General features: G+C 44.8%; 21 protein-coding genes. 12 read left to right on the forward strand and 9 right to left on the reverse strand.

Annotated elements, in window-relative coordinates; genetic code table 11:
- Positions 1-6: 6 nt before the first annotated feature.
- Both K5609_RS14895 and K5609_RS14900 read right to left on the reverse strand, forming a co-directional pair.
- Positions 7-2,043 (reverse strand): methyl-accepting chemotaxis protein, encoded by a 2,037-nt coding sequence (locus K5609_RS14895; protein ID WP_221074331.1) that lies wholly within the window; start codon positions 2,041-2,043, stop codon positions 7-9.
- Between the two features lie 298 nt (positions 2,044-2,341).
- The gene (locus tag K5609_RS14900; RefSeq protein WP_246611865.1) at positions 2,342-2,815 is read right to left on the reverse strand and encodes a DUF302 domain-containing protein; all 474 of its coding nucleotides are present in this window, start codon (positions 2,813-2,815) and stop codon (positions 2,342-2,344) included.
- Positions 2,816-3,072: 257 nt separating this feature from the next.
- On the opposite strand from K5609_RS14900, the gene K5609_RS14905 reads away from it, so the two are divergent.
- From K5609_RS14905 to K5609_RS14935, 7 genes are all read left to right on the forward strand, one after another.
- Positions 3,073-4,146: an alpha/beta hydrolase gene (locus K5609_RS14905; protein WP_221074332.1), complete on the forward strand. Its 1,074-nt coding sequence runs from the start codon at positions 3,073-3,075 to the stop codon at positions 4,144-4,146.
- Between the two features lie 59 nt (positions 4,147-4,205).
- Complete coding sequence (locus K5609_RS14910) at positions 4,206-6,026, forward strand: mechanosensitive ion channel family protein (RefSeq protein ID WP_221074333.1); 1,821 nt, start codon at positions 4,206-4,208, stop codon at positions 6,024-6,026.
- Between the two features lie 111 nt (positions 6,027-6,137).
- Positions 6,138-7,229, forward strand: coding sequence for a calcium:cation antiporter (locus K5609_RS14915; protein ID WP_221074334.1), 1,092 nt, complete (start codon positions 6,138-6,140; stop codon positions 7,227-7,229).
- Positions 7,230-7,242: 13 nt separating this feature from the next.
- Complete coding sequence (locus K5609_RS14920) at positions 7,243-7,896, forward strand: DedA family protein (RefSeq protein ID WP_221074335.1); 654 nt, start codon at positions 7,243-7,245, stop codon at positions 7,894-7,896.
- A gap of 121 nt (positions 7,897-8,017) precedes the next feature.
- Positions 8,018-8,953, forward strand: coding sequence for a LysR family transcriptional regulator (locus tag K5609_RS14925; RefSeq protein WP_016402902.1), 936 nt, complete (start codon positions 8,018-8,020; stop codon positions 8,951-8,953).
- A gap of 292 nt (positions 8,954-9,245) precedes the next feature.
- Positions 9,246-11,018 (forward strand): alkyl sulfatase dimerization domain-containing protein, encoded by a 1,773-nt coding sequence (locus K5609_RS14930; protein WP_221074336.1) that lies wholly within the window; start codon positions 9,246-9,248, stop codon positions 11,016-11,018.
- 249 nt (positions 11,019-11,267) lie between these two features.
- Positions 11,268-12,023 (forward strand): DUF3943 domain-containing protein, encoded by a 756-nt coding sequence (locus K5609_RS14935; protein WP_221074337.1) that lies wholly within the window; start codon positions 11,268-11,270, stop codon positions 12,021-12,023.
- Between the two features lie 232 nt (positions 12,024-12,255).
- Here the strand turns inward: K5609_RS14935 and K5609_RS21865 are convergent, their stop codons facing one another.
- Genes K5609_RS21865 through secD form a run of 3 tightly spaced genes read right to left on the reverse strand, consistent with a single transcriptional unit; the run spans position 12,256 to position 15,133 of the window.
- Positions 12,256-12,390, reverse strand: coding sequence for a hypothetical protein (locus K5609_RS21865; RefSeq protein ID WP_256469280.1), 135 nt, complete (start codon positions 12,388-12,390; stop codon positions 12,256-12,258).
- A 14-nt stretch (positions 12,391-12,404) separates the two neighbouring features.
- On the reverse strand, positions 12,405-13,316 hold the full coding sequence (gene secF, locus K5609_RS14940; protein ID WP_425514840.1) for a protein translocase subunit SecF: 912 nt from the start codon (positions 13,314-13,316) through the stop codon (positions 12,405-12,407).
- Positions 13,310-15,133 carry a protein translocase subunit SecD gene (secD, locus tag K5609_RS14945; RefSeq protein ID WP_221074339.1) on the reverse strand — a complete coding sequence of 608 codons (1,824 nt, stop codon included), beginning with the start codon at positions 15,131-15,133 and terminating at the stop codon, positions 13,310-13,312. The genes secF and secD overlap by 7 nt, the downstream gene beginning before the upstream one ends.
- A gap of 235 nt (positions 15,134-15,368) precedes the next feature.
- On the opposite strand from secD, the gene K5609_RS14950 reads away from it, so the two are divergent.
- Positions 15,369-16,019: a MarC family NAAT transporter gene (locus K5609_RS14950; RefSeq protein ID WP_221074340.1), complete on the forward strand. Its 651-nt coding sequence runs from the start codon at positions 15,369-15,371 to the stop codon at positions 16,017-16,019.
- Between the two features lie 33 nt (positions 16,020-16,052).
- On the forward strand, positions 16,053-17,018 hold the full coding sequence (locus tag K5609_RS14955) for a magnesium transporter CorA family protein (protein ID WP_221074341.1): 966 nt from the start codon (positions 16,053-16,055) through the stop codon (positions 17,016-17,018).
- A 27-nt stretch (positions 17,019-17,045) separates the two neighbouring features.
- Here the strand turns inward: K5609_RS14955 and K5609_RS14960 are convergent, their stop codons facing one another.
- Positions 17,046-17,477, reverse strand: a complete 432-nt coding sequence (locus K5609_RS14960) for a MarR family winged helix-turn-helix transcriptional regulator (protein ID WP_221074342.1) — start codon at positions 17,475-17,477, stop codon at positions 17,046-17,048.
- 93 nt (positions 17,478-17,570) lie between these two features.
- On the opposite strand from K5609_RS14960, the gene K5609_RS14965 reads away from it, so the two are divergent.
- Entirely contained in the window at positions 17,571-18,302 is a 732-nt protein-coding gene (locus tag K5609_RS14965) for a siderophore-interacting protein (protein ID WP_221074343.1), read from the forward strand.
- 58 nt (positions 18,303-18,360) lie between these two features.
- Here the strand turns inward: K5609_RS14965 and K5609_RS14970 are convergent, their stop codons facing one another.
- From K5609_RS14970 to K5609_RS14980, 3 genes are read right to left on the reverse strand one after another with little or no spacing between them, the layout of a single operon-like run.
- Complete coding sequence (locus K5609_RS14970) at positions 18,361-19,212, reverse strand: hypothetical protein (RefSeq protein ID WP_221074344.1); 852 nt, start codon at positions 19,210-19,212, stop codon at positions 18,361-18,363.
- Positions 19,205-19,771, reverse strand: coding sequence for a sigma-70 family RNA polymerase sigma factor (locus K5609_RS14975; RefSeq protein WP_221074345.1), 567 nt, complete (start codon positions 19,769-19,771; stop codon positions 19,205-19,207). The genes K5609_RS14970 and K5609_RS14975 overlap by 8 nt, the downstream gene beginning before the upstream one ends.
- The gene (locus tag K5609_RS14980) at positions 19,752-21,620 is read right to left on the reverse strand and encodes a vWA domain-containing protein (RefSeq protein ID WP_221074346.1); all 1,869 of its coding nucleotides are present in this window, start codon (positions 21,618-21,620) and stop codon (positions 19,752-19,754) included. Before K5609_RS14980 ends, K5609_RS14975 begins: the two co-directional genes overlap by 20 nt.
- A gap of 286 nt (positions 21,621-21,906) precedes the next feature.
- On the opposite strand from K5609_RS14980, the gene K5609_RS14985 reads away from it, so the two are divergent.
- Both K5609_RS14985 and K5609_RS14990 read left to right on the forward strand, forming a co-directional pair.
- Complete coding sequence (locus tag K5609_RS14985; RefSeq protein WP_221074347.1) at positions 21,907-22,257, forward strand: helix-turn-helix domain-containing protein; 351 nt, start codon at positions 21,907-21,909, stop codon at positions 22,255-22,257.
- 217 nt (positions 22,258-22,474) lie between these two features.
- Complete coding sequence (locus K5609_RS14990) at positions 22,475-23,515, forward strand: hypothetical protein (protein ID WP_221074348.1); 1,041 nt, start codon at positions 22,475-22,477, stop codon at positions 23,513-23,515.
- Positions 23,516-23,522 lie beyond the last annotated feature (7 nt).

A 23,522-nucleotide genomic window follows, 5' to 3' on the forward strand; every position in this document is an offset into this window, starting at 1 on the left:
ATTAGGCTAGCTAAATTGAGCCACCTGTTGCTGCAGCTCTTGCGACAGCGTTTGCAATTGGGTGGCGCTGCTGGCTGTTTGCGCCGCAGTATTTCGGCTATCACTGGTAAGGTTACTAATTTGTGAGGCATTGGCAGCAATTTCTTGCGATACTTGCGCTTGTTGCTCGGTAGTAGCAGCAATGGTTTCCGACTGGCTAGCAATACTAGTAACTTGCTCGGTAATGCCATTTAAGGCTTCACCAGTTTGCGCTGCATGCTCGGTAAAAAACTCACCGCGTTTCTGGCTCTCGCTCATCATGCTCACCGCATTGCTAGTGCTTGATTGCAACTTGGCGATAATGGTTTCCACTTCTTTAACAGATTCTTGAGTACGTTGGGCCAGCGTTCTTACCTCATCTGCAACCACTGCAAATCCGCGCCCTTGCTCTCCGGCTCGCGCCGCTTCAATAGCTGCATTAAGTGCTAATAAGTTGGTTTGGTCGGCAATATCGTTGATCATTTTAGTGACATCTTGAATGTTGTTACTTTCTTTACCTACTAACTCAATGGCCTCGGCCGAGGATTTTAATTGGTCATTAAGTAAATCAATCTCTCCCACCATTCGAGCGACCAGTTTTGCCCCTTGCTGGGTATTACCGTCAGCAGCGCGCACACTGCTAGCAATGTCTTCAACCTGTTCCGCTACCGACGCCGCAGAGGATGACATTTCCTCAATAGCCGCAGCTACTTGATCAACCTGCGCTTGCTGATTATCCAACTGGCCTAGGCTATGCTCCGCATCTTGATAAACACCGCTGGAGCGCTCTTGCAGAGCACTACTGGTGTTTCGAATACTTCCAACCAAGTCGTTTAGTTTACTGGCCATCTCTTTCGCGCCAGCACTTAACTGCTCAACTTCGTTGCTTGATTCTGCTCGGCCATCTTGAAAACTAACGCTAATTTCACCATTACCCATGCGCTGCATGTTTTCGCTTAATACTTCTAAGGGTTTAGTCATTTGTTTTAGTAACAAGGCCAAACCCAGTAATACAACTACCGCTACCGAAACCGATACTAAAGCAATTAACACCAATAAATCGCGGCTAGCTTTAGTGATTTCACTAACAAAGGTGCCACCCAGTATTTTCCAATTCCAACCTGGTACTTCGGCAAATACCAAGTATTTTTCACCCACTACACCATTGTATTCGTAGGGATAAAACAAACGACCAGAAGGCTGCTTAAAGATTTCTTTAAATGGCTGATTACCGTCGTAGTCACGGCGATCAATAATTGATTCACCTGGTTTAATTTCTGGGTGTAATAAGTAGTTACCGAGTAAATGGCTAGCATCGTTGTCTACCACAATGGTGTAACCGGTATCGCCCCATTTAATTTGTGAAAGATTATCGAAGATTTCTTCTGTGGCTTGGTCGATAGGTACCCCAATAAAACTTAAGGCAGCTACTTTGCCCTGCTGGTTTTTTATCGGCTTATAGTAAGTGAGATAGTCTTTTCCAAATAAGGTAACTTTTGCATGAAAGGCTTGGCCACTTACCAAAGTGCTATAGCCAGGGTGATTTAAACCCAACTTAGTGCCAACCGCACGCTGAGCTTGGCTATTTTTTAATGAGGTGCTCACCCGCACAAAATCGTCGCCAGAGGCACTAAACAAAGTAGCAACCGCGCCGGTATCGGCGGTAAAACGGTCCACATAGCGACTGTTATCAATCAGTGAGGCACCACGAATATGAACATCTTTAACGCTAAACTGCTCAAATTGAACAGTGCGTTCAGCCACTTCTACACCACTCAAATAGCCATTTCGAAAGGTAGCTTCTAAATCCTGAGCTCGCTCTAAATAAGACGCAAATTGCCCTTCAACCATAGAAGCAACCGCTTTTACTTTTGATTCATGATCAGCCATCGCTTGTTCAAACAGCGCTTTAGAGGCTTTGTTGTATACCAGCGCCGCCATTAAACCCAAACCTAACAAAATGATCAGGCCAATAACTAACTGCAACTGCAATGAGATACTGCGACTTTTAAACCCACTAATCATGCCAAACTCCCTTTCTTAAAATTGACCAAAAAGTCAACAATTCACTTACTAAAGCTAATTTAAGCAAAACAACCGGTCAAGTAAATATCACAAGCGCATCACAAGAGCTTTCCTTGTTTTATATCAACAAGCGCTCTACACGGGCATTTTTTGTCAATAAGTGCAATATTTTATCGGCGAGAACGCTCACAAAAACGTTTATATGACAATTGCATAAAATAACGTTTTATTAACATATTTAGGGGGGGGTAAGAACCAAAGCAGCTGGATGCTACCTTGGCTACGTAAGATAAAAGAATTAGTTGGCTGCAGCCTTACTTATTGCGGCTAGTGCACCAGAAACTTTGCCAAACACCGGATCGCAACCAGCTACTTGATGACGCTTAGCGAGATACTGAGGATCGTTATAAGAAATCCACACTTTACCGGCTTCATCTTGCCAAATAAGTGCTTTTTGCGGCAAATCTAAGGCAATCAGCTGTTGGCACTTCATTAAAGGAGAACCAACCTTAGGGTTACCAAATATAATCAATTGAGTATCTCTAAGCTCAATACCCACTTTCTCTGCGCCATCAGAATGCTTAACTTGGTTAAACACTGTCATGCCTTTTTGCTCGAGTATACTCAACATACGCTCTGTGGTTTGATTGACATCATGCTGGCTCGCCACACTGATTACGCCATCACTAGCAGCATTTGCAGCAAATACACTGCAGTACATGATCAACAGCACGCTCATCTTACTGATAACGCTTTGCCCTACTTCCTTCATCTGCCCACATCCTAATTGATTAATAAATACTGGAAAAACAAGCTAGTGGCTGTTTTACCGTCCACCATCAAGTCTAGTGCATTATTTGTTTTGTATCGCTAAAAGCTTATGGGCATTTAAGGCTGAAGTACGCACAGCAACAAAAATGAATTTCTATAATTCTCCAATTGTTCAAAATTTCGCTCTATTCTGGCGCCATCAATAACTGGTCAGCATGCTTCGGCCAGTGTTAAAAAGTCACTACTGGAGAATATAACATGGGCAAAGTACCAAGGTTTAAACACACACTAATCGCCGTAGGTTTTGGTATAATCACAGTCAGCACAAACAGTTTTGCCAGTACGCTAAGTGCGCAACTTAGCGCTGCCATTCACCACCACAACATCCCTACTCCGGTTGGTATTTCTAGCACGCTAGAGTCAGTGATTGACAAGCGCCTTGTGGGTGAAGCAATGCCAACCACACCCGAATCTACAGAGGAATGGCTAAAGGCTGTAAAGTTCGCGAATAAAGAACCTGCCCAGCTTGCATTAAAAGCGGCTAAAGAACTCGACGTAAGCTTTGAGAAAAGCTCCATTGCAGGCGTAGAGACCTTTGTGGTGACCCCTGCAACCATCAATCCACGCTATGCCGACCACTACTTTATGCATTTGCATGGCGGAGCATTTGTCTTTGGTGGCGAAGAAGCAGCCCTACGTGAAGCAATATGGATGGCAAACGGCCTAGGTGTAAAAGTGATCTCGGTAGATTACCGTAAACCGCCTCTTCATCCCTTTCCGGCAGCCATCGACGATGCAGTTGCAGTATGGAAAGATATCACCAGTAAGCAAGAAGCCAGCAAAACCGTAATATTTGGTACCTCGGCCGGCGGTAATTTAACCCTAACCACCACTTTGCGGCTGAAAGAGCAAGGGCTACCTATGCCTGGAGCACTCTTTGCTGGCACTCCCGCTACCGATCTTGCACACACCAGCGATAGTTGGTTAACCCTAGAAGGGCTAGATCCACTAGGTCGCCGCGCAGGTCTGCTTCAAAGTACTTTCGACTTGTATGCCGCTAACAACAACTTGGAAAACCCTTTGATATCTCCCGTGTATGGAGAGCTAAACAACTTTCCACCAACGCTGCTAATTTCAGGCACTCGTGATTTACTGCTTAGCGATACCGTTCGCATGCACCGCGCGCTTCGTGCGGCCGGAGTCAGCGCCGATTTGCATATCTATGACGGGCAGTCTCACGCCGACTACTTACTCGGGCTAGCTCACAACTTGCCCGAATCAGATGATGCGTTAGCCGAACTAAACGCCTTTTTTAGTACACACCTTAACTAAATAGCTATCGAGCCCCGTAAGGGGCTCGCCATTACCTGTTACAAAGGACATTGCTTAATATGACACGCTTAATATTGGTTTTTGCTTTAATAGGCCTTTCATTTTCGGCAATGGCAACTGAACCACAGAACCCAACGCAACGTAGTATCGATTTGTCATCACCTCAGCAAACTGTAGACAGTTTTCTCAACAGCTCGAAACAAGTCATTAGCGCTTGGCGAACCGAACAGTTCAACTCACTAGAAGGGCAACTAGCCTTTTATCAAGCCAGTAAAACTCTCGACTTATCCAGCACTGCCAATCGTAATCGCAACGTGGTAGTGATGGAGAAAATCGTACTATTGAGGGAAATACTTAACCGCCTTGAATTAAATGAATCTACAAAATTTACCCCCTTGCCCGTTGATGAGGTCGGGCTAAATTCTCGCTGGCGTATTGGCGGTACTGACCTAGTCATAGAAAAACAACTTGAGGGAGTAAGAGCAGGTCAATATTTATTTTCCGCCTTGTCGGTGAACCGCTTATCACATCAGTACTACTTGTTTACCATTAGCGAACAACAAGTCTCCAATCATCACGACCTCTATGAAGAGTTCATTTTGAACCCAGGCCCACTCATATCGCGTAGTGTTATATCGGCCCTCCCTATGTGGAGCAAAGAGCTATTCGCAGGGCTTCCAGCATGGCAATGGATGATGCTGCTAGGCTTATCGTTAATTAGTATAAAAGTCACCAAACTAAGTATTTTGTTTGGCAAATGGTGGAATGCCCGATTTGATGATACAGAGCGTCATTGGCAATTTGGCAAGCAACTAGCACTAATCTTTAACATCCTGTGGATGATGCTCTTTAGTAAAATAATAGATGATGGGATTTGGCTATACGGGATAGTGTATCAGCTTAGCTCAAGCTTAATACTTATCGTTCAGTTCGTGTTTGTTGCTTGGTTTATCTTGTCTATTTTCATCTATATCGCAATCCTTATCACCACCAAAAAGTATCAAGATACGCCATTAGAATCATCCCCAGATTCTTCACTCATTTTGGTGCTAGCTAAAATTCTAGGTGGCATAACCATTGTATTGCTTGGCTTGTACGTCTTGGAGTTTATGGGCGTATCTATATCTCCACTGGTTGCTGGTTTAGGTGTCGGTGGCTTAGCCATTGCCTTAGCCATTCGCCCACTACTTGAGAACTTAATTAACGGCTTAACTCTATACGCTGATGGCGGCATTAAAATTGGCGAGCTATGTCGCTATGGAGACAAAAACCTTTACGGCGTTATCGAAAATATTGGCTTGCGAGCTACTCGAATTAGGACTTTAGAGCGCTCGGTCATTACCATACCTAACTCTGAATTTGCCAATATGGAAATCGATAACCTAGAACGTCGAGATAGGCGCCGTATGGAGCACGTACTTAGACTTCGACCCGAAATAAGTGTAGAGCAACTGCAAGTATTGCTGGTGAATTTACGGCGCGATTTTTTGCGCCACCCCAAAGTAGAAGAAGAGCCAACTCGCGTTAGATTTATGGGTTTAGGAAGCTATTCACTTAAAGTCTCGATCGTACTGTACATTCGCTGCCGCGATCACGATGAGTTTATGGCATTACAAGAAGATTTATTATTTATGTTGTACAAAGCTGTTGATCAAGTTGGCGCAAAACTGGCCTTTTCAACTCAGCACCAATATGCCGGTAAGCTTAAAACTATAGACTCTGAACAGGTACTTAAAGCTCAACAAACCGTGCAAAAGTGGCATGAAGAGGAAAGCTTCCCCTTCCCTAACTTTAGTTACAGCTACCGTTATGAAATTAAAGACACCTCTATCTTTCCTGTCCTCACATCGGCAGTAAGAAAAGACAGCCAATTCAACTAAATATGTAGGCAAAGACGAGTATATGAATTGCTGAAATACATATACTCATTGCCCCATATAGGCAAAATAGAAGTCAAATATTTATCCTTAACTTCTATTTGGAACAACACCATGACAGCTTTCTTGAAACGCGAACACATACTAATTTTTGGGATGCTACTTGTTGCTTTTCTTAAGCTAGGTGGCGACAGCTTTCTGGCCCCCACTAGCGGCATTGTTGCTTACTCGTTCACTACACTTATTCTGTTCGGTATTGTATTGGCAGCCATCTTTGCGGTCGTTCGTCACTCAGATGCCTTAGCCATAAAACTAGGTGACCCCTACGGCACCTTATTGCTGACTCTCTCGGTGATTATTCTTGAAGTTGTGATGATTTCATCGGTGATGCTAACCGGAGATGCTAACCCGGTACTCGCCAGAGACACCATGTTTGCGGTGATTATGGCGGTACTTAATGGCTTACTCGGTATTGGCTTAGTGCTAGGCGGGCTGCGTTACCATACTCAAACCTTTAGCCGAGAAGGCATTACTTCATACATGGTGGCCATTATTCCACTATCGGTTTTGTGTTTAATTTTGCCTAACTTTATTCCCACTAACAGCGCAGGCGCCATGCCACTCATTTTCACCATCGCACTGATTGTGGTGTCGGTCGCCTTGTATGCTGTTTTCCTCTACACCCAAACTAAAAGTCATAGCTACTTCTTTGTTGATGCTAAAAATGAAGACGAGCACGAAGCGCACGGCCCACTAAAGAGCAATCTCTATCACTTCTTACTACTCGTGGGTTATCTAGCGGTGATTATCTTACTGGCTAAAAACTTAGCCATGCCTATCGACCACGGCATTAGCAACCTTGGCGCGCCAGCAGCACTAGGTGGTTTAATTGTTGCGCTGTTAGTGCTTGCGCCAGAAGGCCTTGGTGGGGTTAAAGCCATTATGAAAAATCAATTACAGCGCGCCATGAACCTATTCTTTGGTTCGGTACTGGCCAGTATTGCCCTCACGGTGCCTACAGTATTAGTGATTTCAAGCTTGATGGCTGAGCCAATTACTCTTGGTTTAGGGGCAATTGATACTACCTTGCTTATTGCTACCTTGTTAGCTACTTCTGTGAGTGTGGTGAGCGCCAAAACCAATGTACTTAATGGCGTTTCTCACTTAATACTGTTCAGCATGTATTTAGTACTGATTTTTGTATAAGGAGAGGTGCTAAATGCTTGAATTATTGTCGATGATTTATAACAGCGACTTTGAATCATTACGCGATATGAGCTCAACAAACTGGTTATTGTTTTTGCTGTTCATGATCTTGTTTATTGAATCTAGCTTTGTATTTCTGCCACTACCCGGCGATAGCTTAGTGCTATTTGCTGGAACCCTTATCGGCTTAGGCATACTGGATTTTACCAGTACCTTTGCATTACTAAGTTTAGGAGCAGGTTTAGGAACCTGCATAGCTTACTTACAAGGTCGTTACTTGCAAAAAACCAAGCTAATGAGCCATGCTAAGCGAGCAGTTCCTAGCGATACCATGCAGCGGGCAAATACCTTGTTAAGGCGTTTTGGTTTTATCGCCCTGCTGGTTTCTCGCTTTATTCCTTTTGTACGCGTGGTCACTCCCATGTTGATGGGAGCAGCAAGGTTTAAATCGTCAAAAACTGTGTTGATGAGCTTTACCAGTGCCTTAATGTGGGTTTGCCTGCTGCTCCTAGTGGGCAAATGGATCACCATTAACCCACTCGTAGATGCTTACCAACATCTACTCACTCGGATCTTTATCCTCAGTAGCCTAGTGCTTATGTTAGTAGCCATAGCGGGTACACTGTATCGCCTAAGCAGCCGAGGTAAGCGGATTAAGTCTTTGTAAAAGCTATTGATAGCAAGGGATTGCTTTCCTCTTCTTCCTATTCCACTAGCATTGCTAAGCTGTCTATTCGTGTTTATTATCACCCTATTGCGCTAACATTTTTGTAACCAGCAGGGTAAACATGGATAAACAACTGGCCGATCTTGATTTAAACCTCATAAAGTTGCTCAAGGTAGTTGTAGAAACCAAGAATACCCACCAAGCAGCCAAAGTTTTAGGCATTTCTCAGCCCAGTGTCAGCCGAGGTTTAGCCAAATTAAAAGAAACCTTCGGCGAGCAATTAGTAATAAGAAAAGCCCACGGTATAGAACCCTCTGAGTTAGCCGAAAAGTTAGCTGAAGCCGCCGATGACATGCTGCTACCGATCAGTAAAGTTATACAAACTTACCAAAACTTTAATCCTTTGGAGTTTGATGAAGAGGTAAGCATAGCCCTTACCCCAACTTTGTTAGAAGTATTTGGCTCTGAGCTCTATCAGGCTTTAGAAAACGCTCTGCCTAAAGCAAAATTTAAGCTAGTTTTTATTAACTCAAATAGCTTAAATTACCTGCTCAATGGCAAACTAGACTACATTGTCCAAATCGGCGAGCTCAGCTTACCGCAAGAGGTATACTCCCATGCTTTAAAACGCGTTAAATTAGCGATTGTTGCAAGAGAAGCTCACCCTGTACTCAGCCAAAGCTCGGAACTTGCCGATATTCACCACCTGCCTGTTGTACGTATGGCTCCAGAAAATCAAGGCTCAAAGCGCTCTGCTTTACATGAGTATTACGCAGCAAAAGGCTACTCAGCTCAGGTTATCTTAGATACTCATGAAATTGAGTTAATCACCGAAAAACTGAAGCGCTCAGACGCCATAACTTACTCTAGCAGCTTTATCACTTACAATAACCCTAAGCTAAAATGCTATCCACTTCCTAGTAATACTCCTCATAGCCAACGCGAGATATCAATTGTGGGGAACTACTTGCAAACCCGACGCGGCTCACCACTTAGCCAACTAATCCATCAGATACTTAGCAGCTGTTTTAATAGTTTTGAGCAACCCGAGAGCTAAATATTTTTTCAGCAAACACCACAGCCAAGGCTTTAACTATTCACTTGCTAGATCTTGTTTTCTGACAAAAGACACCTGGTATACAAAGCTATAACTCGCCCAGCTAACTAAGGTAAATGAATCACTGTAATTCATCGCCTCCGCGCTTATCCCTCAATACACTGCTTATCAACTAAACGGGAATACTCTTTCACCTGTATCCCAATTTACCAACGCAATATAGCGGCAGTTGCTTAAGCCTTATCACTTAACGCTGCTCTTGGATATGACAACATAATCAGGTTCTAGAAAGATGAAGATAACAAAGGCTGTTAAACCAATAAGTGCCAGCTTAATCAGTTTGGCTATTGCCGGGGCAGTGTCTGCTGCACCTAATCAATACGGCATGTCTCTGCAACAAGAGCTTGTGACTACCGACAATGGCGCTATTACTGCTCGCCCACAAGCCGCGGTGAATACCGCTTGGAATGTGGCCGAGAAACAAGTAGATCAAATTAGCGAGGGCGTGTATCGCATCGCCGGTTGGGGTATTGGCAACATCATTGCTTTAGAAGGTCCTAAAGGGTGGATCATTATAGATACCGGAGACAACATTCAATATGCAAGCGAGCAACGAGCAGCACTAGAGAGAAAAGTAGGCCAGTCAATTAAGGTAGCCGGCATTCTCTACACCCACTCTCATTATGTACATGGTACTGAGGTATGGCGGGATGAAAACACCCAAATTTTTGGCCATGAGGAACTCACCACGAACTTACGAGCAGATGAGGGCATAAACATATTAAGCGGTAACTTTAAAACCAGAGCCGCTATTCAGTTTGGCATGCTTCACCCTCTTGAGGGTAAAGATGCTTTTCCCAGCGTGTTAGGTTTTAGTCCAGAGAAACTTAGTGGTGAATCCGGGTTTATTCCACCTGACATAACCTTTAAGGACGGCGCAATTGAAACTTACTCCATTGCAGGCCTTGAAGTAGAAGTATTGCCAAGCCAAACCGACGTGCTCGATTCTGTGGCATTCTATTTCCCACAGCATAAGTTGCTGGTGTCTAATGCGATGAATGATGACAGCCTATTTAATCTTTATACTCTGCGAGGCGATATCTACCGAGATCCTATGCGTTTAGTCAACGCGGCTGATTTAGCCTTAAGTCGCGATATAGAGCTACATATAGACATTCATGGAGCAGCTAACATTGGTAAAGACAAGGCCCGCCAAGCACTCGAGTATTTTAGAGACAGCATGCAACTCATCCATGACCAAACCTACCGAGGCATTGCCATGGGTAAAGATGCCCAAGAGATTGCAGAGTGGATCTATATGCCCAAGCGCTTACGTGCTAATCAAGAGACCTATGGCCAGGTAGAAAGCTACGCCAAGCAAGTATACAACGCTCGAATTGGCTGGATGGGTTGGGATGTCTACGAAATCAATCCACTGCCCAAACAGCTACAAGCGCAGAAAACCGTTGAAGCAATGGGCGGTGTAGATGCAGTTATTTCCATGGCACAACAAGCCCAGGCCAAAGGCGATATAAACAGTACACAGTGGAGCTTGTTTTTAACCACGCAGTTGCAAAACATGGGAGCATTAACAGAGCTGGCCAAACAAATCCGAGCCGATAGCGCCCGAACACTTGGCCAACATACTAGCTCAGCTAACGCTCGTGGCTTCTACATTTCCGAAGCCTTATTACAGGAAGGAAGTCTTAGATTTGGTAAACACACCATCACAGACTATCAACAACTCAGTGATAGCTTCGCAGCATTAGATGCGCAAAAGCTCGCCAGCTCCCCATTAGATGATAACGTTCACTACCTACGTTACATGCTTGATACCCGCTTAGCCGAAGATAAGGCGCTACAGTTTAATCTACATTTTGTAGATGAAGATGCGCATTATGCGATTGCGCTAAGAAATGGAGTGATTGCTATTACCCAACAAGCGAATAAAGGCAAAACCTTTGAGCTAACAAAACAAAAGTGGGATCAAATGCTACTGGGTGAGTTGACTTTCTCGCAGCTAGATAAAGAGCTAAAACTCGTTGACCAGGTTATCGGTCGCTAAGCCTTACTCGCCAATTTATACTGCCTCCTTGCCCAACCCACGCGGGCAAGGAGCTTAGCCCTCCCCGTAAGCGGAAACACTGCTTCTTTGCTACAGCTCGATTCAATCACTTAAGTTTAATGCCTTGCACTAAGCGGCTCTATCCCATCTAGCCTCGCCCTATGAAATACAGATATGAATTTTTGATATACCTGTGAGATTTATGACTTAGTTACTAAAATTCTCTTCTTTTTATTAAGAGGAGAAACCATGATAAAGCCTGTTGCGGCGGCCCTTGCCTTAACATTTAGCACCACTAGTTTTGCCGAAAGCAGTTCAAGTAATCTATTTCCCGAAGTTACCTTATTTAATGCTGCAAATGGCGAAGACCAAGAGCGTCTATGGTCACAAACTAAGTTAATGTTTGGGCTTGGAGCAGGCGTAATTGGTGCTTTATACCTAATGCCAGAGTCCGTGACCAACTGGGATAAATCAGAAATAGGCCGCGGCAACATGGCGCAGAAATGGTGGGACAATGTAAGACAAGGTCCGGTATGGGACGACGACCATTGGGCAATAAATTACATTGGCCACCCTTACTTTGGCGGGGTGTATTATCAAGTAGCCCGAAAAAGCGGTTACGACCAGTTCAACTCCTTTCTCTACACCACTCTCATGAGCACCTTTTACTGGGAATATGGCATTGAGGCCTTTGCCGAAGTACCGTCTATTCAAGATCTAATTGTTACTCCCATTGGTGGCTGGTTATATGGCGAATGGGCCTTCCAAACCGAACAGCGCATTCGCGCCAGTGGCGGTGAAGTAATGGGTTCGACTAGGTTGGGGAACGCTTCCTTGTTTTTACTGGACCCTGTAGAAAGTATTGCTAAGGGTATTAACCGAGTTACCGGGAATGACACCATAAAAACAGGCATTACTTTTAACACCAGCAATCCAGTGCAAACGCCAAGTGAGGTTCGCGCTAAAGAATCCTACTACGGCTTCACCCTACATTTTCATTACTAATTAGCACTAGCCATCTAACAGTCACGGACGACTTAAGTTCACTTTTCTCCACCTTCCTTTGGTAATAAAGCCTAAATGAACTCGGCCTCTTTGCTTGCCAATGCCATTACTTTCTCACTCATTTAAACAAGCTCGCTTTACTTTCAACTAGGCGTACTACAGCTAAGTAATACCCAACAAAAAACGACACCCAAAGGGTGCCGTTAATGAAAGAGTCTAAGCCTAGTTAAAACTAGCTTTCTTGAATTAGCTCAATGCTCAACTCATTACCTAGGCTAGGGTCAGGATTGACTAAAGAATGCGTCAGTCTTGGTAACACAATAAAAAGTAACAACATAAAGGCAATAAAATAGCTTTGTTTCATCATTTATCCTCCAATCTTTAGCCAACTCGGCCATTTCTAGTTGGCTCTATAAGCTGATAGTCAGACGCTTGCAAGCCCAATACTTTTGGCAAGGTGGCACCAATACCTACCGAGGAAAAGGTGCCAATAACAATCCCGCTAAATAAGGCGATAGCAAAAGCTTGTAGTGGAGCGCCAGCCAATAACCAAATACAAGCAACGGTTAACAAAGTAGTACCAGATGTCACCAAGGTGCGGGTCATTGTCGACGCCAAAGCACGGTTAATTTGGGTATCGAGTTCTATTTTGCTGCTGGCCCGTAAGTACTCTCTTATCCTGTCGCCAATCACTATCGAGTCATTCAGGGAGTAGCCAATCACCGCCAGAACAGCTGCCATTACCGTTAGGTCGAATTCAATCTGTAACCAGGCAAACAAACCTAATACCAGCAATACATCGTGAAAAAGCGCAATCACTGACGCTAAGGCTAGTCGCCACTCAAAGCGGAACGACAAATAGATCATCATAGCCAGCAATGAAGCAAAAATTGCCAATCCGCCCATTTCAAACAACTCGCTGCCCACCTGCGGACCAATAATCGAGCTCCCCAACAACTCTACTTGCCAAGCATCAGGTAACTGGCTGTGCCAATTGGCAGTAACCGCTTCACTCATCTCTAAACCCTGCCGAACAATCCAATGATTGGCGCCAGAACGACTCATTGAATAGCCATCTACCAATAATAGATCTAACTGCTCGGCCATTTGCTCTTGCTCCGGCGGGTAATGAGTAGCTAATTCGGTCACTACTCCGCCAGTAAAGTCGACGCCAAAGTTAATCCCTTTTGTGACCAACCCCACGACAGAAGCCAGTACCAAAACCACCGACAGGTTCAAAGCCCCTTGGCGCAAAGCCGTAAGCGAAAAACGGTTTATCCAAGCTTTCATGATGCAAGCTCCTGTAGTTGTCTTAGCGCAGCTTTTCGACGCCAAGCAAGTTGTAAATTGACCAAAGAGCGCGACACATACACGCCGGTAAACATGCTGGTTAACAAGCCAAGGCCGAAGGTAATGGCAAAGCCTTTAATCGGGCCAAAACCTACCGAAAACAAAATTGCTGCAATAATCAGTGAGGTAAAGCTGGCGTCAAAAATAGTGCTAAAAGCATTTTTGTAGCCATGATGTACCGCCATTTCTTCACTTAAACCACGGCGCCTTTCTTCTTTTATTCGCTCAAAAATGAGTACGTTGGTGTCGGTGGCCATACCAATAGTAAGCACAAGGCCCGCAATGCCCGGCAAAGTGAGTACAGCCCCCGGCACCAAAGAAAGTAAACCAATCAAACAAACTAAATTAAGCACCAAGGCGATGTTTGCAATTAAGCCAAGACCTCGATACCACACCAACATAAAAGCCAGCATTAAGCCCATACCAAGGGCGAGAGCCGCAAAGCCATTGCTAATATTTTGCTCACCTAAACTGGGGCCCAATAGCCGTTCTTCGACAATTGAAATAGGTGCCGACAAACTGCCAGCTTTAAGCAATAAGGCTAAGTCTTGGGTAGCTTGTACACTGTCCATACCGGTAATGGTAAACCTAGAGCCTAAATGCGCTTGAATGGTAGCAACACTAATTACCTTACTATGTCGCTCCAATACGCCAGCTTCATTTTCTAGGTACTCGGTATAGAGCGTGGCCATTGGCTGACCGATATTTTGGCGGCTAAAGTCAGACATTTGGTTGCCACCAGCACTGTCCAAATTAATCAACACTTCAGGCATGCCAAACTCACCAAACTGAGCGCTAGCATTAGTAATTTTTTGGCCAGTTAAAATTGGCCTAGCATCGATGCCAACGGGGTCGCCAGAAGCATGTTGATGAACATCGCCGTTAGCACTAAGTGCGTGAAAGCTAATGGTAGCAGTGGCACCGATAACGCGTTTTGCTTGCGCTGGGTCTTGTACGCCAGGCAACTCAATTCTTATAAAGTTATGGCCCTGGCGCTGCACTACTGCCTCGGTGATGCCAAGGGCTGCAACGCGATCTCTCAAGGTTTGCAAATTTTGCATCATCAGCGCTTGATGAAAATCTTGATGACCAGCTAGGTTAATGGTGAACAATCCCGCTTGCTGCTGTCTCACTTCATGCTCTGGGAAGTTACTTTGAAAGGCATTAAGTGCTGCCATAGTCTGCTCTGCCACTCTAACAGGGAAGCTTAATTCAAGTTGTTGCTGGTCATTACTTAATACTCGTGCGCCACGCGCACCTTGTTCTCGCAGTAGCGTATTTAGTTCACCTCGTTGCTGTGCTAAAGACTCATTAATCGCTTGTTGAGTATCAACTTCTAGTAAGAATTGCACACCACCACGTAAATCCAAGCCAAGCTGCAACGGTGATAAACCTAAGCGCGCTAACCATGCTGGCCCACTAGACTGCATAGCAATAACTACTTCAGCTTGCTCTCCAAGATGCTTGTTTAATACTGCTTGGGCATGCTGCTGCTCGCTGGTATTGGCCAGAGTGAGCGTGGCCTGGCTATCACTTACTTCAGCAAAACTTATCTCTATACCTTCCTCATTCAACCACTGGTAAAGCTGAGTCCCCACTAGCTCGCTAGACGCCACTTGCGGATTAGTACTGACTTTAATCACTGGCCGTTCGGCATAAATATTAGGTAAGGCATTTAGCATCAAAAAGCCAAGGCTAATTAAGATGACCAAGTAGTGCCACATCGAGTAGCGATTAAGGGCTCTTGTCTGTCTGCGCATTTAAATCTCAAAGATTAAGAAGTTGATATGCGGCCAATTTATCGCTAACAAGCCGGATTGAAGAGGTATTTCAGTGATTCATTAATGTTGCTTTTGCTGCGGAGTCCTTACCTAGAAGGTGAACAAAAACGAATCACTCAAATACATCGAGTTAAGCCAGAAATTCATCAACAATGCCTGCAACACGGTGGCTAACTCACCTAAACCTTAACGCAATCAACCCAAAGAGACTGATATGCAGATTGAAACTATTTTTACCGTAGCTGGCTTAACCATGCTGGCTTTGCTCCCCATGGTTAACCCTCCCACCTCGGCCACCCTATTGCTGGGTTTAAGTAAAGGGCATGGTAAAAGCTATCTGTCGCGCCAAGCCAAGCTGGCCAGTTTGTTTTTGTTTATCGCCTTAACCGTTACCTTTTTTATCGGTTCTTCTATCTTGGAATTATTTAGTATTTCGATGCCTAGTTTACGTTTAGGCGGTGGACTGATTATTGGTGCAATTGGCTTTAAGATGCTATTCCCAGCACCACCAGAAAAAATTGAGCTGCCCAAGCAAGACTCCATTGCATTTGTACCGCTCACCATTCCGTCTATGTGTGGCCCAGGTACCATGGCGCTAGTGATTAGTGGCGCGTCTGAAATTGCCAGCTTACCTGACGATGTAAGCAAACCTAGCGTTTACTTAGGCAGCTTAATAGGCTTCGCCGGCGTGGCCTTGGTTGCTTGGCTAGTACTTAGCATGGCTTATCCAACACTTAAATTACTAGGCAAAAATGGCATCGACGCCTTCACCCGTATTATGGGCTTCTTGTTGGTGTGTATGGGTGCTCAGTTCTTGGTTAACGGCCTCACCGAAGTTTATCAAACCATGGAGCTGGTGCTGTAAGCCTTACTCGCCCGTCAAATAAAGAGATAGCCAATGAGCATAAAAGTAATTAAAAAAACGGCCGGTGTGTATAAACAATCGGGCCTTGAGCTAGTCGCCAGCTTTAACCCAGATGTAGATGAGTTTTTGTGGATAGATATTTCGGGTGACGTATCTAAGGAGCTGCAACAACAATTGGTTCACCTTGGTTGTCATGAGCTGGCGCTTGCCAGCTACTTCCAACAAAAACAAACAGCCAGAGCTGAAGCATTTCCCGGCACTACCTTAATCTTGTTTAAAGAAGCAATTAGCCTAGCCGATGACTATGAACTACGCGCACAAAACATTGGTATAATTTGTAAAAGCCAAATAATTGTTAGCCTACACCCGCAGCCCTCGCAAGCCATTGAAATACTGCAAGCTAGCTTAAGCCAAGAGAACAGCAAAACTACCGAGCACTTGGCAGTTGCTCTGATGCAAAACGTAGTGAAAAACTACTTACATAGATTATTAGATTTTGACCAAGAAATCGAACGAGTAGAAGATGAACTGTTCGCCGGCGATAAAGTTAACAGCCTGAAAAAGCTGCTTAATTATCGATACCATTTCCGCAAACTTAATCGCGTTTTAGAGTTTAATCAAAATGTTGTAGAGCGCCTAAGCTCCGATGAACTGGTGTACTTTTCGATAAAATCAACTAAAGATCAACATGAATGGCTAAAACTATGTGAGCGCAGTAAGCGCATATATGGTTTGTCTAAAATGTATTACGAACTGTGTGGCGACTTGTTAGACGGACATATTTCCATTAGCACTCACGACCTAAACAACACCATGAAAGTACTCACCATGATTACCGCCATCTTTGTTCCCTTAGGTTTTATCGCAGGGATCTACGGCATGAACTTTGAGAACATGCCTGAGCTCGCGTTCACCTATGGTTACTACTTCACCTTAAGTGGCATGGCAGTGATTGCCGCATCATTCTTTGCCATTTTTAAAGTGAAGAAATGGATCTAAGGCGGTACTTGGTCAACAAAGTGCAGCTTAAGTCATCTGGTTTAGATTCCCCACCATCATCTTTGCTAGCTTCTCAAATTCCTCAATTTGCTGATCGCTCAGGTTTTGACACATTTGGCTTTGCACTTTGCTTTGGGTCTCTTCAATTAAGCTTGCCAGCGCTTGCCCCTCATCGGTGAGAGACAAGAGCTGGCTGCGTTTATCTTCTGGGTTGGCGGTTTTTCTCAGCCAATCTTTTTCAATCATTTCTTTTAGCAAACGGGCGATTTGCGCTTTATCGCGAGAAAAGTGATTAACAATGTCGTTAGCCGTGCAATGGTGACTCGCGGCAATAAAACTTAAACAGCTCACATGCATGGCATTTAAGCCGAGTTGTTGGGCTTTTAAGCCAGAGCGCATAGCAATTCGATATGCTTGAACCAGAGCAAAAACCGAATCAGAAATTGATTGCTGTTTCATAAGACCTCAAATAATAGTTGACTAAGTCTACCTTAAAAAATATAGTTGATTTTATCAACCTATTAAACAATGTACAAGTCATTAGGAGTAACGATGAAGCCAAAAATGTATCCCGTTCAGGTATCACAGCTTATCCCACTCTCTCCTCACCTACTGCGGATTGTAGTGAAAGGCAGCAGTCTTAAACGCTTTCCTGAATCTAAGGAAGGGGCGCACGTGAAGGTGATATTGCCAAACAGCGATAGTTCAAAACCTAAAATGCGCTCCTACACCATTCGTTGGTTTAACTCGTCGAGCCAAGAGCTTGCTTTAGATTTTGTAATAAATCGGCACAGCGGGCCAGCGACTAACTGGGCGAGCCAAGCAAAGCTAGGTGAGCATTTAAGCATTGCTGGTCCTGGGCAACTCAAGCTGACCCAGTTTAATCATCACAGTTATTTGCTACTGGGGGATATTACCTCGGTTAACGCTATTAATGGCTATGTGCCAAGGCTTAATCCACAAGCTGAATTAAGGGTAGTAATCGCCGTTCCCACTCGCGCCGACATCATAGAACTAGACTATCACGCTGCGGAGAACACCCACTGGCATGTTGAGGATGAAGCAAATATTAGCTTTGCAGAGCAAGTGCAAACAATCGCCGCAGGTATGGTTAGCGATAGTCATATATTTATGGGCTTAGAAGCCTCGCAGATCCGCACTTTACGGCCAATGTTGCAGCAAGACTTAGGTTTTGATCGCCTAAATACCTTTGCAGTAGGTTATTGGAAACAAGGCGTAGATGCTGATCGCTTTGGCGCACAAAAAAAAGCGGCTCCTTTGTAGCCGCTTCCTTTTACTCTATTGAAGTTATTCACTGAGCCTGCGAATTGATTACTAGCGCTTAGGGCGATTTACAGCTTTCTTCTAAGGTATTTGGCAAGCGGTAGATACGTGATGAATCAACGTCGAGCCCATCCCCCACTATCAGCCAGCCACTTTCAACAGTCACTAACTTCCATTGTATTTGTTGCCAACTTAACCAGCGTGGTGGCTGCGTAAGCGCTTGCTTAGCATCTTCTGGCAGGGTTTGGGCGAGTTGTAATTCCAACTGCTCAAATGAGTAAGCGCTTAGCGCTTGCTCCACACACTGCAGAACAGCATCGCTTACGCTAATAGCAACAGCATCAGACATCTCATCACTAGGTAAAGATGAAAATGTAGCTGGTTGCTCCTCAAGAGCGTAATGCTGCTCAGCAGACTTGGCAGCAATCTCTGTTTGCCTTTGTATTGTTTCAGCCTGCATAGTTGGTTTTTGCATAGCCTTCTGTTTGGCTAACTCTCTGCGCTCTCGCTCAATTGCTTGGGTATCTAGCTCTCGCTTACGCAATAGCTTTTCTGCTAGCTGCCGTTTTTGCTGGTCGAGCTCTTCGGTCGCCGGGTCATTAGCCTGTTGCGACGGGCTAATTAACTGCACATTGCTTTGATAACTTATTTCACTTGGTGGCACACTAATTTCGGTAACTAACCACCAGCCTAGCACTCCCACACAAGCCAAAGACGCAGCGCTCGCCCACCAAGGTGCAGCCGCCCAAGAGTAAGATTTAGCTTTACTATTTTGCTTTGCCTGCTGCTTAGCCAGATTTTGAATACGTTTATCTAGCAGTTCCGAGGGTTCAAATTGGTTTAGCGCTTGCTGATAAGCGTGATCAATTTGCTGATCGCTGGGCGCATTACCTTTAGGTGTATCAACCATGATGTTTCTCCCAGCACTCTCGCAATTGTTGATAAGCAACCCGTATACGACTTTTTATGGCATCAAAAGATGCATCAAGTACTTGGCTCATCTCGGCCACAGCTAGGCCCGATTGTTTTAGCATAAATACATCTTGTTGCTTACTAGGCAGTAACTCCACACAGCGTAATATCACTTGCTTATCAAGGCCTTGCTGATGCTCTTTCTCGGGGTTTGAAAGAGATTCCAATTCATCTACTTCTTGTTCGTCGTTATGGCTTTGCTTGCCTTGCGAGCGCCAGTAATCGGCAATTCGGCGGCGTGTAATGGTATAAAGATAGCCTCGAAAGTGCGCGATATTTTGCTCGTCATCACTAGGTACCTGGTATTGGCTAGCTTGACTAATTATCGATTCCCAAACTTCTTGAAATACTTCGTTACAGGCAGCCTCTGCCATCTTTTGCCGAATAAAACCAAACAAGGGTTTGCGATAGCGTTGATAAAGCTGGTCAAACGCGGCTACGTCACCACGCTGACCATAATCAAGCATCAGTTGTTCATCACTGACTAAGCTCTTCATTGTTCGCATCAATCCTTGCGGGTAAGGTTACCGGTAATGGTTGCACTGCATACTCTAACTCTGGCAATTGCTGCGGCTGTGGCATAACCGGCGATTGCAAGGCTAAGGTATTGGTTAATCGCGCTAATTTAACAAACTCTGCGCGATAACCAAACTTATCTTGACCTTTTGCAGCATTAGCCCAATCAATAATTTGCTGATAAGCAAGCTCATCCAACTGCTCATTGGCACGTAATTTTTGGCCAAAAGCTGCTACAGCAATCGCAAAGCGGTCGTCATTGTTAGCTAGCTCAAAATCAACCAAATCTTGGCTAAATACCCGCTGCACGTACTTTTCGGAAGCTTGCGATTGCGCTTTTTTGTAACGCACTCGCACTTCGGCTAGCGCTTCATTCACCTGTGGCTTAGCCATTTTGTTTTGCTTCTGCTGCTGAAATACCAAAGGGTCAATTAAACCCGGTTTACCCACTGGGGTTATCTCATAAATAGCCGTTACACTGTGCCCCGCTCCCATGTCGCCAGCATCTTTTTTGTCATTGTTAAAATCGGCGCGCTCAAGTTGGCGATTCTCGTAACCCAGTAAGCGGTATTCCGAGACCATACGAGGATTAAACTCTACTTGAAACTTCACATCATGCGCTACCGTATGCAAGCTGCTACCTAATTGATCCACCAGTAGTTTTTGCGCCTCGTGCAGAGTATCAATATAACCGGCTACACCATTGCCATTATCAGCCAATTGCTCCATTAAATGGTCATTGTAATTGCCTGTTCCAAAGCCAATGGTAGAGAACTGCACACCTGCTTTACGCTTTTGAGTAATGCGATGTTTAAGTTCATCAATGTCGGTGATGCCTACATTAAGGTCACCGTCTGACATTAAATACACATGGTTAATGCCGCCTTCAATAAAACCTTGCTGTGCTTGATTGTAGGCCAACTCTATGCCTGCAGAACCATTAGTTGAACCACCCGCTTGCAAGCCGTTAATGGCCGCTACAATTTTGTGTTTATCTTTTACGCTAGTGGCAGGTAGAGCCACACCAGTACCACTGGCATAAGTCACAATCGCCACATTATCGCTGGCTTTTAGGTTATTAAGCATCAATAACATTGATTGCTTTAACAGAGGCAGCTTTTCTTGCGATTGCATCGAGCCAGATACATCCACCAAAAACACTACATTAGCAGCTGGGCGAATATCGGTGTCGGGCTGGTAAGCACTAACACCTATTCGAATCAGTTGATTGTTGCTGTTCCAAGGAGAAGCGGTAAGTAAGGTATCAATCGCAATAGGCTGCTCAATGCTCAAAGCTGCATCGTTGCCAGTCGCGTAATCGTAAGAAAAGTAGTTAATAAGCTCCTCTACACGCACCGCATCTTTTGGTGGAAGTTGGCCATTGTTGATAAAACGGCGCATGTTGGCGTAACTAGCGCTGTCGACATCGGCACTAAAAGTAGAAACCGGTTGTTCTGCCACAGCCACTACCGATAAATCGGAAAACTTTTGGTAGTTTTCGTTGTTGCCCTGCTCGTAGTAATACGAAGAGTCGGCAAGCCCCTGCGCCGCCGCAAAGTTAGATGTTCTTGCCATTTGCATTTGGCTAACTGCGCGCTTTTCTCGCTGATGCTTAGCGATTGGGTGCACAGCCTTAATAGATTGGTCTTGCTGCGGCCGCTGGGCTGGCTTGGTTTGCTTAACAGACTCATTCTGCTGTAGTGGTTCTACTCGATCAACATTGGCCTGCTCATCAGCACTATATTGGCCACAGGCAACTAATGAAGAAAGGGTTAAGCCCACAAGCACTGCACGAGCAATAGGTGAATATGAAACATGTAACTTTTGCATTTTGAATACCTTGTTTAAATCAATCTCACACAGGTAATCGCAGCTAATAAAAAAACGAGGCTAAAAACTTGTCATTATTTTTAACTACCTAAAATCATTACCATTTCATTAAGTAAGAAACACCAATAGTTAAGTCACTCATTCAACACCCCCACAAAAGAAACATACCAGCAACACTTAAGCAACCATCTATTGACATAGTGCTTTATATTTAGCGAAGGTCACTTTTTTGAAGATCCAATTACGACCTGCTTGGTTTACTAATTTGACACAAAGAGATTCACGGATGAATAACCAACTTAGCACTCGCGGCGAGAGAATTACCTACGCAATAAAGGTTACCAATACCAGAAAATTATCGGCTTTAGCTTTAGAACTTGGGGTTGATGAAAGTGCAATTAGCCGTTGGAAAAAAAATGGCAATATTACTTTAGATAATGCGGGGTTGTTTTGTCACACTCTAGATGTATCGATGGATTGGATTGTGTTAGGTCGAGGACATTGCTTCCAACATAGAAAACAAGCCACTAATTACACTGAAACAGATTTGTTATTAACGCTTAGACTACTAAATGAAGATACGATCAAACAATTAAACGCATTTCTTAAAAACCTTATAAATCAAGATAACACTTAACTTTTGCTGCGTAGCACGCAAGTTACTCATCACTATATGCACCCCACACAATAGACTTATTTGTCAATATTGCTTTGCTATCTCATGCTCAAACCTCAGTAACAAACCAATCAATAGCTGCTTAACACTGGTAACTCTTGTTGCTAATTGTCGCTGAAAAACACCTGCGAGAAACAGCTCGCAAGAACGGATAACTCACTAGAAACCGGAGTTCAACATGATGACCTACGATGCACAAATGGCAAACTATTACCAATCTCCATATTCACCACAAGGCGTTTTTGGCAACCTATTAGGCCAAGTAGCCCAACCTGCGGGAGGCTTTATTGGCAACTACTTAGGTAACCAACAGATGGGTTCTGACATTGGTAAAGCTGTGGGCAGTGTCGCTCACTACCTCCCCTTCTCAGCGGCACCGCAATATGCACCACAAGGGGTCTTCGGCAACCTATTAGGCCAAGTAGCCCAACCTGCCGGTGGCTTTATTGGCAACTACCTAGGCAACCAACAGATGGGTTCTGACATTGGTAAAGCTGTGGGCAGTGTTGCTCACTACCTACCCTTCTCAGCGGCACCTCAATATGCACCACAAGGGGTCTTCGGCAACCTATTAGGCCAAGTAGCCCAACCTACGGGAGGCTTTATTGGTAACTACTTAGGCAACCAACAGATGGGTTCTGACATTGGTAAAGCAGTGGGCAGTGTTGCTCACTACCTACCTTTTTCAGCGGCACCTCAATATGCTCCACAAGGGATATTCGGCGACATCATAGGCGCGCTAGCGCCTGTGGCCGGCAGCGTAATTGGCGGATTAGCAGGTAACCAACAACTTGGGGCAAACATTGGCAATGTGGCAGGCCAGGTTGGCTCCTTATTGCCATTTAGCACGGCCCCACAGACAGCGCATCAATATGCTCCACAAGGGATATTCGGCGATATTCTCGGAGCTATAGCCCCTGTGGCAGGCTCAGTCATTGGCAGCGTCATTGCCCCTGGTGTAGGTACTGCTATTGGTGGTGCTATCGGAGGTGCGGCTGGGCAAGCTGCGCAACTGTTACCTTTTACGGCGACTCCACAAATCGCCCCGCAAGGCGCTTTTGGTAACCTAATTGGTCAAGTTGCTCAACCTGCTGGTGGTTTCATTGGCAACTACTTAGGCAATCAACAAATGGGTTCGGCAATTGGCAGTGCTGTTGGCAACGTCGCCCAATACTTGCCTTTCAATGCAGCGCCTTACGGCGTTGCCGCCTACCACTAGAACTAAT

Origin of the sequence: Agarivorans aestuarii, assembly GCF_019670125.1 — a bacterium.
In the GTDB taxonomy this organism is placed as follows: domain Bacteria; phylum Pseudomonadota; class Gammaproteobacteria; order Enterobacterales; family Celerinatantimonadaceae; genus Agarivorans; species Agarivorans aestuarii.